Annotated in this window: 8 protein-coding genes; 5 read left to right on the top strand and 3 right to left on the bottom strand. The window is 63.1% G+C overall.

All coding sequences use genetic code 11. From position 1 onward, the window contains the following. The first annotated feature begins 138 nt into the window (after positions 1 to 138). Positions 139 to 1,035, top strand: a complete 897-nt coding sequence (locus GPA21_RS16605; RefSeq protein WP_168989241.1) for an adenylate/guanylate cyclase domain-containing protein — start codon at positions 139 to 141, stop codon at positions 1,033 to 1,035. A gap of 130 nt (positions 1,036 to 1,165) precedes the next feature. Here GPA21_RS16605 and acnB read toward each other — a convergent pair whose 3' ends face one another. Next, entirely contained in the window at positions 1,166 to 3,763 is a 2,598-nt protein-coding gene (gene acnB, locus GPA21_RS16600; protein WP_168989240.1) for a bifunctional aconitate hydratase 2/2-methylisocitrate dehydratase, read from the bottom strand. Between the two features lie 408 nt (positions 3,764 to 4,171). Here acnB and acnA point away from each other — a divergent pair, with 408 nt between their 5' ends. Beyond that, on the top strand, positions 4,172 to 6,889 hold the full coding sequence (gene acnA, locus GPA21_RS16595) for an aconitate hydratase AcnA (RefSeq protein ID WP_168989239.1): 2,718 nt from the start codon (positions 4,172 to 4,174) through the stop codon (positions 6,887 to 6,889). Positions 6,890 to 7,011: 122 nt separating this feature from the next. On the opposite strand, the gene GPA21_RS16590 is transcribed toward acnA, so the two are convergent. Further along, complete coding sequence (locus tag GPA21_RS16590) at positions 7,012 to 7,746, bottom strand: DUF502 domain-containing protein (RefSeq protein WP_168989238.1); 735 nt, start codon at positions 7,744 to 7,746, stop codon at positions 7,012 to 7,014. 60 nt (positions 7,747 to 7,806) lie between these two features. Here GPA21_RS16590 and GPA21_RS16585 point away from each other — a divergent pair, with 60 nt between their 5' ends. The 3 genes from GPA21_RS16585 (at position 7,807) to GPA21_RS16575 (ending at position 10,564) form a co-directional block, all read left to right on the top strand. Next, on the top strand, positions 7,807 to 8,205 hold the full coding sequence (locus GPA21_RS16585) for a YchJ family protein (RefSeq protein ID WP_168989237.1): 399 nt from the start codon (positions 7,807 to 7,809) through the stop codon (positions 8,203 to 8,205). A gap of 246 nt (positions 8,206 to 8,451) precedes the next feature. Beyond that, complete coding sequence (locus GPA21_RS16580) at positions 8,452 to 8,835, top strand: DUF6394 family protein (RefSeq protein ID WP_168989236.1); 384 nt, start codon at positions 8,452 to 8,454, stop codon at positions 8,833 to 8,835. 19 nt (positions 8,836 to 8,854) lie between these two features. Beyond that, the gene (locus GPA21_RS16575; protein WP_168989235.1) at positions 8,855 to 10,564 is read left to right on the top strand and encodes a potassium channel family protein; all 1,710 of its coding nucleotides are present in this window, start codon (positions 8,855 to 8,857) and stop codon (positions 10,562 to 10,564) included. Here GPA21_RS16575 and GPA21_RS16570 read toward each other — a convergent pair. Continuing rightward, positions 10,545 to 10,649: an RNA-binding S4 domain-containing protein gene (locus tag GPA21_RS16570; RefSeq protein WP_422614167.1), complete on the bottom strand. Its 105-nt coding sequence runs from the start codon at positions 10,647 to 10,649 to the stop codon at positions 10,545 to 10,547. The genes GPA21_RS16575 and GPA21_RS16570 overlap by 20 nt on opposite strands. Positions 10,650 to 10,662 lie beyond the last annotated feature (13 nt).

Raw genomic sequence — 10,662 nt, 5'->3', positions numbered from 1 at the left:
TCTTGCTGGAATTAGCGAAGGAAACATGCACCAGCAGTAGGTGAAGCATCAACCAGATAATCCGATGAGATGCCGGTCTGTCTCACTCTCATGCAAAGGTAAGATCAACCATTTAATCCGCTTACCCATAATTACGAAATGCTCGATCAGCCCTCGCCACCTCTGTTCTGCACCGTGCTGTTCGCCGACCTGATCGGCAGCACCCAGCTTTACGAACGCATTGGCGACAGCGCGGCCTACCGGCTTGTCGATCGAAGCCTGAACGTGATGAAGCGGACAATCGAGAACAAGGGGGGGCGCATCGTCAAACACACCGGCGACGGCCTGATGGTGGTTTTCGACCACGCTGACGCCGCGGCCGATGCCGCGCTCGCCATCCATGCCGCCCTTCGCGAGATTCCCGACTCAAGCGGTCAGCGTCTGGCAGTCCGGATTGGCTTCAATTTCGGCTCAGTGATCGAGGGAGGGCAGGATCTCTTCGGCGAAACCGTCAACTTCGCAGCGAGGCTCGCCGAGCTTGCCACCGCTGGCAGGGCACTGACGACTGCCGAAACCCGGGAGCAGCTCTCTGCCGATTGGCGCAACCAACTCAATGCGTTGCCGCCGCGGGTTTTGCGCGGCGCCTCACGGCCGCTGGAGCTGTACGAGCTCAAGTGCGAATCACTTGGCGACATCACGGTCCTGAAGTCTGCACCCCTCGACCACGACGACGCCCGCCAGGAGCTGGAGCTCAGGCTGGGCAACAGAGTCGTCGTCGTCGATGAGCACCAGCCACTTGTGCGTCTGGGCCGGTCCGCCGATGCCCACCTGAACGTGCGTGACAGTCTGGCCTCCCGCAAGCACGCCGAAATTGAATTGCGAGGCGACAAGTTCGTTCTCATCGATCGCAGCAGCAACGGTACTTATGTGCGGATCGAAGGAGAAAAGGAGTTTCTGCTCAGTCGCGAGGAGGCAGTGCTTCACGGGCATGGGCATCTGGCGCTCGGCGGTAGCTGCGAAAACAACCCCTACGCTATCGCGTTCATCTGCAGTTGACCGACTCGCTGCGACGCGGCGCCTCCCCGAACCCACAAAAAATATGCCCCGCCGGTTTCCCGAGCGGGGCATCTTCTTATGGTCGGGCCAACGACGGCGAGAAACCACCGTGGCCCGTTCTCCTCCTCCGTCAGACCTCTACGGTGTCAGCCACCGCGCGGAATTCCTCGATCTGGTCGAAGTTCATGTAGCGATACACCTCAGCACCCTTGGCTTCGAGCGACTGCACCATCGGCAGGTACTCTTCGACCGTCGGGATCTTGCCGGTCAGTGCACACACAGCCGCCAACTCCGCAGAGCCGAGGTAGACACGCGTGTCGATACCCAGGCGGTTCGGGAAGTTACGCGTCGAGGTCGACATCGCAGTGCTGCCCTTGCGGATCTGTGCCTGGTTACCCATGCACAGCGAGCAGCCCGGCATTTCCATGCGAGCGCCCGACTTGCCGAGCACGCTGTAATAGCCTTCCTCGTTGAGGATCATCGCGTCCATCTTGGTCGGCGGGGCAATCCACAGGCGAGTTGGGATGTCGGACTTGCCCTCGAGCACCTTGCCGGCCGCACGGAAGTGACCGATGTTTGTCATGCACGAACCGATGAAGACTTCGTCGATCTTGTCACCGGCGACTTCAGACAGGGTCTTCACGTCATCCGGGTCGTTCGGGCAAGCGACGATCGGCTCCTTGATGTCGTCCATGTTGATCTCGATCACCGCAGCGTACTCGGCGTCGGCGTCGCGCTCGAGCAGCTGCGGATTGGCGATCCACTCTTCCATGGCCTTGATGCGGCGCTTGAGGGTGCGCGCATCCTGGTAGCCCTCGGCGATCATCCACTTCATCAGGGTGATGTTCGAGCGCATGTACTCGATGATCGGCTCCTTGTCGAGCTTGACCGTGCAGCCGGCGGCGGAGCGCTCGGCCGAAGCGTCGGACAGCTCGAACGCCTGCTCGACCTTGAGCTGCGGCAGACCTTCGATTTCGAGAATCCGGCCGGAGAAGATGTTCTTCTTGCCCTTCTTCTCGACGGTCAGCAGACCCTGCTTGATCGCGTACAACGGAATCGCATTGACCATGTCGCGCAGCGTGATGCCGGGCTGCAGCTTGCCCGTAAACTTGACCAGCACCGATTCCGGCATATCGAGCGGCATGACACCGGTCGCGGCAGCGAATGCCACCAGACCGGAACCCGCCGGGAAGGAAATGCCGATCGGGAAGCGGGTGTGCGAATCGCCACCGGTGCCGACGGTGTCGGGCATCAGCAGACGGTTGAGCCAGGAGTGGATCACGCCGTCACCCGGGCGCAGCGATACGCCACCACGGTTGCTGATGAAACTCGGCAGCTCGCGGTGCATGCGCACGTCGACCAGCTTGGGGTAGGCCGCGGTGTGGCAGAAGGACTGCATCACCAGGTCGGCCGAGAAGCCGAGGCAGGCGAGATCCTTGAGTTCGTCGCGGGTCATCGGGCCGGTGGTGTCCTGGGAGCCGACCGTGGTCATGCGCGGCTCGCAGTACGTGCCCGGACGGATGCCCTTGCCTTCCGGCAGACCGCAGGCCCGGCCGACCATCTTCTGCGCCAGCGAGAAGCCCTTGCCGGTGTCGGCGGGCGCCTGCGGCAGGCGGAACAGGGTGGTCACCGGCAGGCCCAGCGCTTCGCGCGCCTTGGTGGTCAGGCCACGGCCGATGATCAGCGGGATACGACCACCGGCACGCACCTCATCGAGGATCACCGGGGTCTTGAGCTGGCTTTCGGCGATCACCTTGCCGTTCTTGAGCGCGGTGACCTTGGCGGTGGCGTGGTCGATGTTGAGTTCGACCTCGTCGCCCATGTCCATCTCGCCGACATCAAGCTCGATCGGCAGCGCGCCGGCGTCTTCCATGGTGTTGAAGAAGATCGGAGCGATCTTGCTGCCCAGGCACACGCCGCCGAAACGCTTGTTCGGCACGAAGGGGATGTCTTCGCCGGTGAACCACAGCACCGAGTTGGTGGCGGATTTGCGCGAGGAGCCGGTGCCGACCACGTCGCCGACGTAGGCGACCAGATTGCCCTTGGCCTTGAGGTCTTCCAGGAACTTCACCGGGCCGCGCACACCAGCCTCTTCGGGCTCGATGCCCGGACGCGGGTTCTTGAGCATCGCGAGCGCGTGCAGCGGGATGTCGGGGCGACTCCAGGCGTCGGGTGCCGGCGACAGATCGTCGGTGTTGGTCTCACCGGTCACCTTGAAGATGGTGATCTTCATCGACGCGGGGACTTCCGGACGGCTGGTGAACCACTCGGCGTCGGCCCAGGACTGCATCACAGCCTTGGCATTGGCACTGCCCTTCTCAGCCAGTTCCTTGACATCGTGGAAGTAGTCGAACATCAGCAGGGTCTTCTTGAGTCCCTCTGCGGCGATGGTGCCGACCTCGCCATCGTCGAGCAAATCGATCATCGGCTTGATGTTGAAACCGCCGAGCATGGTGCCGAGCAGTTCGGTGGCCTTCGCACGCGAGACCAGCGCACAGGCTTCCTCGCCCTTGGCGACCTTGGCCAGGAACTCGGCCTTGACCTTGGCCGCATCATCCACACCGGCAGGAACGCGGTAGGTGAGCAGTTCGACCAGAAAGTCTTCTTCACCGGCAGGCGGATTCTTGAGCAACTCAACCAGATCAGAGGTCTGTTGCTTGTCCAGCGGCAGCGGCGGGATGCCAAGCGCTGCACGCTCGGCGACATGGGCACGGTAAGCTTCAAGCACGGCGGTTTTCCTTCCATCGTTGAAGTGGCAGGGCACCCGGGGATCGCCCGGATGGACGACATATTATATGTCTTTTATAAGACTTGCGGTGCAATGCAGCAATTCCGACCGTTCAGCGCAGCGGGATCGCTTCCGGGTCGCTTGCTGGTTCTGGCATCACAATTTTCGAATTCTACGCCGGACAATGCTCGCTTGCGAGCGTCACCCCGCCATGGCCAGATCCAGGCGCTCGATCTGCCCCGCTCCCGCCGCGAGCTTTCCGGCTCTCCGGATGCTACAAATACAAGTGACGTAGACAAACATTCCGACCGCCTCGCCGGAACACCGCCAGATGGTCGAGGTCAGACCGGTTCGGCATGACGAATGCACACTCGTTCCGTCACGCCACAACTGCCAAGGAGGTGCCCAATGTCAAGCAATCCTTTCAATGCGATTCGCTCCCTGGAAGGCGTGTCGGGCTCGAACGCCCGCTATTACGCACTGCCCGCGCTCGAGCACGCCGGTGTCGGCAGAATCTCCCGCCTGCCGGTATCGATTCGCATCGTTCTGGAGTCGGTGCTGCGCAACTGTGACGGACGCAAGGTCACCGAAGCGCATGTGCGCGAACTGGCGAATTGGTCTCATGACGCACCGCGCACTGCCGAGATTCCCTTCATCGTCGCCCGCGTCGTGCTGCAGGACTTCACCGGCGTACCGTTGCTGTGCGACCTCGCCGCGATGCGCAACGTCGCGGCGGACATGGGACACGACCCAAAGTTGATCGAGCCGCTGGTGCCGGTCGATCTGGTCGTGGACCACTCGGTGCAGGTGGACGAGTACGGCTCGCCGCTCGCCTTGCGGCGCAACATGGAGCTCGAGTTCCAGCGCAACCGCGAGCGTTACCAGTTTATGAAATGGGGCATGCAGGCGTTCGACACCTTCAAGGTCGTGCCGCCCGGCATCGGCATCGTTCACCAGGTCAATCTCGAATACCTTTTCCGTGGCGTCAGGGGGCACGATGACGGCGAAGGCATGCTCTATTACCCGGACACCCTGGTCGGCACCGACTCCCATACCACCATGATCAACGGCGTCGGCGTCGTCGGCTGGGGCGTCGGCGGCATCGAGGCCGAGGCTGGCATGCTGGGGCAGCCGGTGTATTTCCTCACCCCCGACGTCATCGGCGTCGAACTCAGCGGCAGGCTGGCCGAAGGCGTGACCGCCACCGACCTGGTACTGACCGTCACCGAGATGCTGCGTCGCGAAAAGGTGGTCGGCAAGTTCGTCGAGTTCTTCGGCGAAGGCACCGCCAGCCTGTCGGTGACCGACCGCGCGACCATCGCCAACATGGCGCCCGAATACGGCGCGACGATGGGTTTCTTCCCGGTCGACGCGAAGACCGTCGAATACATGCGCGGCACCGGCCGCAGCGACGATGAGTGCGCGTTGTTCGAAGCCTATTTCAAGGCACAAGGGCTTTTCGGTGTGCCGCGCGCCGGCGAGATCGACTACACGCGCACGCTCAAGCTGGATCTGGACACGATCGTCCCGTCACTTGCCGGCCCGAAACGTCCCCAGGACCGCATCGAGCTCAAGGACATGGAAGAGGTCTTCGATCGACTGCTTGAGACGCCGGAAGTCGACGACGGCTTTGGCGTACCCGAAGCCTCGCTCGGCACTCGCTTTCCCACGAAGCTGCCCGGTGTCACGCTCGGTCACGGTGACGTGCTCATCGCCGCGATCACATCGTGCACCAACACCAGCAACCCGGCGGTGCTGATCGCGGCCGGATTGCTTGCAAAGAAGGCGGTGGACCGGGGGCTCTCGGTGTCGCCGCACATCAAGACCTCGCTCGCCCCCGGCTCGCGGGTAGTCACCGACTATCTCGGCAAGGCCGGGCTTCTCGAGCCACTAGAGAAGCTTGGCTTCGCGCTCGCCGGCTACGGCTGCACCACCTGCATTGGCAATGCCGGCGACCTCGCCCCCGAGCTTAACGAAGCGATTGCCGAAAACAAGGTGGTCGCAGCCGCGGTGCTGTCGGGCAATCGCAACTTCGAAGCACGCATCCACCCCAATCTACGCGCCAACTTCCTCGCCTCGCCGCCACTCGTGGTTGCCTTCGCAATCGCCGGCCGCGCCAATGTCGACCTGGCGAACGAGCCGCTCGGCACCGGCAGCGACGGGCGGCTGGTCTATCTGCGCGACATCTGGCCGACGTCCGACGAGATCGCCGAGATCATGCCTTACGCGATGGATCCGGCCACCTTCAAGCGGCTTTACGCCGACTTCACCCGCGACCACGATCTGTGGAACGAAATCCCGGCAACGAGTGGGCAGGTGTATGAATGGCCGGAATCGACCTATATCGCCCGACCGCCCTTCTTCGACGGTTTTGGCATGGGCGCCCCGGGCGTGTCCGCGATTCACGGCGCCAAGGCCCTGCTGCTGCTCGGCGACTCGGTCACCACCGACCACATCTCGCCGGCCGGCTCCTTCGCCGAGGGCACACCGGCCGGGCTCTGGCTCAAGGGACACGGTGTGGCGCGCCCGGATTTCAACTCCTACGGTTCACGCCGGGGCAACCACGACATCATGGTGCGCGGCACTTTCGCCAACGTGCGGGTGAAGAACCTGATGCTGCCACCCGACGAGGACGGCAAACGTATCGAGGGCGGCTTCACCCTCCTCGACGGCAAGCGCACCACGGTGTTTGACGCCGCCACCGCCTTTCAGAAACGAGGCGTGCCGACCGTGGTTTTCGCCGGTGAGGAATACGGCACCGGTTCCAGTCGCGACTGGGCGGCCAAGGGCACACTACTGCTCGGCGTAAGGGCGGTGATCGCACGCAGCTTCGAACGCATCCACCGCTCCAATCTTGTCGGTATGGGTGTCTTGCCGCTGCAGTTCAAGGGCGACATGTCCTGGCCGCAGCTCAAGCTCGACGGCACGGAGACCTTCGACGTGCTCGGCATCGACGACACGCTGACCCCTCAGCAAGACATGAAGCTCGTCATCCACCGCGCCGACGGCACCGACGCGTCGATCGACGTATTGTGCCGCATCGACACGCCGATCGAAGTCGAGTACTACCGCCATGGCGGCATCCTGCCATTCGTGCTGCGGGAAATCCTCGGCGGCCAAGACTGACCTCATCAGCCCGACCCTTGAGTTCCGTTCGCCCTGGGCCTGTCGAGGGGCTCAACCCGAACGGCGTCAGGGGGATTGGGCCGGGTCGAAAGAAGCGCCTGACCGTCGCACGGCGGTGGCGGTCAGGGCTGCTTCCAGGGCGCAGAACCGGGATCGATCGGGCGCGACTCGGCGGCCATCGCATCCTCAAACGCGATGCGCTTGCCGAAGCGCACCACGTCCGGTGAGTTGGCACCGCCGGTCACGACGAAGCTCATCGCCTCATCGATGGTCCAGTCCGTCGGGATCACGTCGCTGAGAGGCACGATCTCGATGTAGCCCGACGTCGGGTTCGGTGAGGTAGGCACATAGACCACCGCGAGTTCCTCCCCGGAATCGGCATCACGGATGACCCGGGTTACCAGGCCGACCGCGCGCATCTCGGGCGACGGAAACCGGATCAGCACGACGCGCTGCACGTTACCGGGCTTTTCCTTGATCACTGCGAGAAAACGCTTGGTTCCCCCGTAGATTGCGGCAACCATCGGGATGTTCTGCACCAGCGACTCCAACCAGTGGATGATGCGCTGACCAATGACCCGCGTCGCGATCCAGCCGATGAAATACAGGATGATCAGCGTGATCGCCACCGCCAGCGCTGACTGGAAACCCGGTTGCAGCAACAACTCCGACACCGTCGGCCAGTCGCGCCGCATCGCCCTGGCCATACCCACCACCCACGGCTCACCGATGCGGGACAAACGGGTGAAGATGAAATTGAACACCAGCCAGGTCACCCACAACGGGGCGACCGTCAGCACGCCCACCAGAAGGTAGCGTGGCGTGTTCTTGACGCGCTTCTCGGCTTCAGGAGTCATTGAGTGGTTCGCTTGCTATGCTTGCGTGACTTGTACTTTCTAGATTATCCGAGCGCCGAGATGACCCGCAAGAAACCTTTGTCGCATCCATGCCCCTGCGGCTCGGACCGCCCCTTCGACGACTGTTGCGGCCCGATCATCGCCGGACAGCGACCTGCGCCCAGCGCCGAGGCGTTGATGCGCAGTCGTTATTCGGCATTCGCACTTGGCGATGATGCGTGGTTGCTGGCGTCCTGGCACCCGTCGACAAGGCCCGATACGCTCGCCTCCGAGGATCAAACACCGCTCAAGTGGATCGGCCTCAGCGTCAAACGACACGAACAGACCGGCGCTGACACCGCGATCGTCGAGTTCGTCGCCCGCTACCGCGCCAACGGTCGTGCCGGGCGCTTGCACGAGACCAGCAGTTTCAGATGCCAGAATGGTGAGTGGCTGTATGTCGATGGCGAGTTGCATTAGGCCGATCGCTGACACATGACAATCCAGTTAACACGGCACCCGGCGGGCATCCATCACCAGTAGGAGCGGCGCAAGCCGCGAACGGGGCCGGCGCAGCTCGCACCGAGGAGTAGGCGTGTAAGCCGCGAGGGGAGTGGTACCCCGGAAATGGCGCGAGGGCGTAAACTGACACGGTCGCCTCGGTCCGAATCTTGTGAAGCCTGCACAGGCCACAGACACGCCCCCAACCGTCGAACGGAGTCTCATGTGAACCTCGAAAAAGTCCTCTTCGGCTTCTTCATCCTCCTCGCCGCCACGCTCAACTTCGGCTTCGTCATCGGTGAGATCGACAACCCGGCACATCACGACATCTACGAGCTTTTCGCTGCACTCGTGGTCAGCCTGATCGCCACAGTGCTCAAGTTCGGCGACCGCACCCAGATCGGAGCTGTGCAGCTTTCCACAAGCCTGGTCGCCGACCTGCAACTGATCGCAGCGGCCATGGTCTGGGGCTACGCGGTTCATGTATCGGACGGGGGCCTGACACCTCACATGACCGCCAGCGTGGTCTCGCTCGCCGCCGGTGCGCTGCTCGCCAACGTCGTATCGGTGATCTTCCTGATCGCCGAAACACTCATGCAGCGCCGCTGACCCTTTCAGGCCGAGTGCCATGTTCCGGTACCAAAGCGTGTTTTTCCTGATCCTGCGGCGCCTGCGCACGCCGCTGATTCTGCTCATCTCGATTCTCGCAATATCGGTACTCGGCCTGACCCTCGCGCCTGGCCTGCCCGACGAGCAAGGCAATCCGCAATACCTCAGCTTCTTCCATGCGCTCTACTTCATGAGCTACACCGCGACCACGATCGGTTTCGGGGAAGTGCCCTACGATTTTTCCAACCAGCAGCGATTGTGGGTCATCGCCTGCATCTACATGTCGGTCATTGGCTGGGCCTACACTCTGGGTTCGGTGTTCGCGTTGCTCTCCGACCGCAACCTGCAGCAGGCCATCGCCACGCAGCGCTTTGCGCGCTCGGTGAGGCGCTTGCGCGAACCCTTTTATCTGGTCTGCGGCTATGGCGAAACCGGGCGCCTGATCTGCGACGCGCTCGATCGCCTGGGCTATCGCATCGTTGTGCTCGAACTCGACCAGCTCAAGGTTGGCCAGATCGAACTCCAGAGCTACGCGGCCGACGTACCAGCCCTGACCGCCGACGCGAGCGATCCTGAAACCCTGCGTCTGGCAGGCCTCACTCATTCGCACTGCGCCGGCGTGCTGGCCCTGACCGACGACGACAGCGCCAACCTCGCAGTTGCCATTTCAGCGCGGCTCCTCGCTCCCCGGCTACCCTCTCTGTGCCGCGCCACCCGCCGGGAGACTGCAGCCAACATGGCCTCTTTCGGCACCCGCCACATCATCAACCCGTTCCAGAAGTTCGCCGAGTATCTGGAACTCGCGCTCCACGCTCCCGCGGCCTGGCGCCTCCTGATCTGGCTCACCGGTCTGCCGGGCACCACCATCGAGCAACATCGGGACCCTCCCCGCGGCCCCTGGATACTCTGCGGTCATGGACGCTTTGGTCGTTTCATCGCTGAAGCCCTGGATCGGGAGGAAGTCCCGCTGACGATCATCGACCGCGCGCCGCCGAAGGGCGACGAACACCCGTGGATCATCGGCGACGGCACCGGGGCAGATGCGCTCACCGAGGCTGGTGTGGATAAGGCGGTCGGCGTCATCGCGTGCACCAGCAGCGACGTGGACAACCTGTCGGCTGCGGTGACTGCGCGCGACCTCAATCCCGGCCTGTTCATCATCCTGCGGCAGAACCAGTTCACCAACCACGCACTGTTCGACGCCTTCGAATCCGACCTCAACATGGTTCCCAGCCAGGTCATCGCCCATGAGTGTCTGGCGGTGCTGACCACACCCTTGCTGGTCCCCTTTCTCGACGAGATGAAGCGCCGACCGGATGTCTGGTGTCATGAGCTGGTCGAGAAGCTCACCCAGCGCTATGGCTGGAAGGTGCCTCGCGTCTGGAGCGAGCGCATCAACATCGCCCGCGCGCCTGCGCTCTACCGACGTCTCATGCAGGGTCACAGCGTGACCATCGGCGACCTGCTCCGAGACCCGCGCGATCGCAACCAGCCCCTCGCCTGCACGGTGCTGCTTCTGCAGCGCGATGACGACAAGGATCTCCATCTACCCCCTGATGACACCGATCTGCGAGCGAGTGATGAGCTGCTGCTGGTGGGCCACGCGCAAGCGCAAAGGCAACTGGAGATGCTTCTGCGCAACGAATACACCCTGCACTACGCGGTGAGCGGCAGGGAACTCACTCGCGGCTGGATCTGGCGGAAGTTTCTCAGCGAGTCTCAGCGCTGACCAGCTCGATCTCCTCGCGGCCGAAACGCACACGCTGGCCGGCGCGAAGCTTCGCGCGTTTGCGCGCCTCGACTTTGCCGTCCACCTCCACCTGACCC

It is taken from the genome of Azoarcus taiwanensis (assembly GCF_012910885.1).
In the GTDB taxonomy this organism is placed as follows: domain Bacteria; phylum Pseudomonadota; class Gammaproteobacteria; order Burkholderiales; family Rhodocyclaceae; genus Azoarcus_F; species Azoarcus_F taiwanensis.
Note: the sequence above shows the minus strand (reverse complement) of the source record. Positions and strands in the feature narration are given on the sequence as shown.

What these genes read in the sequence shown, in the direction of transcription:
- GPA21_RS16605 (WP_168989241.1), top strand. Translation starts at nt 139, where the DNA reads ATGCTCGATCAGCCCTCGCCACCTCTGTTCTGCACCGTGCTGTTCGCC.
- acnA (WP_168989239.1), top strand. Translation starts at nt 4,172, where the DNA reads ATGTCAAGCAATCCTTTCAATGCGATTCGCTCCCTGGAAGGCGTGTCG.
- GPA21_RS16590 (WP_168989238.1), bottom strand. Translation starts at nt 7,746, where the DNA reads ATGACTCCTGAAGCCGAGAAGCGCGTCAAGAACACGCCACGCTACCTT.
- GPA21_RS16585 (WP_168989237.1), top strand. Translation starts at nt 7,807, where the DNA reads ATGACCCGCAAGAAACCTTTGTCGCATCCATGCCCCTGCGGCTCGGAC.
- GPA21_RS16575 (WP_168989235.1), top strand. Translation starts at nt 8,855, where the DNA reads ATGTTCCGGTACCAAAGCGTGTTTTTCCTGATCCTGCGGCGCCTGCGC.